Source organism: Bowmanella yangjiangensis (genome assembly GCF_017255015.1).
Taxonomy (GTDB): Bacteria; Pseudomonadota; Gammaproteobacteria; order Enterobacterales; family Alteromonadaceae; genus Bowmanella; species Bowmanella yangjiangensis.
The window spans coordinates 1-642 of record NZ_JAFKCS010000440.1; the positions used below are offsets into that span (position 1 = coordinate 1).

1 protein-coding gene is annotated in these 642 nt (G+C 68.1%); it reads right to left on the bottom strand.

All coding sequences use genetic code 11. The annotated features are described in order from the left end of the window. Positions 1-265: 265 nt before the first annotated feature. On the bottom strand, positions 266-642 hold a 377-nt coding region (locus tag J0A65_RS25030), incomplete at its 5' end, for a GGDEF domain-containing protein (protein ID WP_206596935.1).

The window sequence follows — 642 nt, forward strand, 5'->3', positions numbered from 1 at the left end:
GCCGCAGCCGGCCAGCCGCCACCCGGGAGTGCGGCATCCAGCACGGCATGACCCGTCGACGGATTGGATGGTGACGGGGCGGAGACGACCTGCCCACGCCAGACACGGCGGGCATCGAGCAGGCGATCGAGAGCGACCACGGATGACATGCGGGTAATGCACCAAGAATGCTGTATGGATGAACAGTATTTGCTGCCGGCTGGCCAGGGTCAAGTCGCGGGCGATGAAGCGTGCAGCTCGCTGCCCGGGGGCGCCGCTCGCGGACTCAGGAGGGCGCCCGTTCGACCCGGTTGCGTCCGGCCGACTTGCCTTCGTAGAGCGCGGCGTCCGCGCGGGCGATGCTGTGGCTGAGCGATTGCCCGGCGTGGTGCTGGCTGATGCCGATCGACAGGGTCACGCCGATGTGGCTGCCGTTGCCGTCGATCCGCAGCGCTTGGACGGCCTCGCGAATGCGCTCGGCGCTGGCCGCTGCCTGGTCCAGGTCGGTGTGCGGCAGCAGCGCGAGAAATTCCTCGCCTCCCCAGCGACCGATGAAGTCCTGCTCGCGCATCGAGTCCTTGAGCACGCGGCTCACGGCCTTGAGCACCTGGTCGCCCATGTCGTGCCCGTAGGCGTCGTTGATCGCCTTGAAGTGGTCGATGT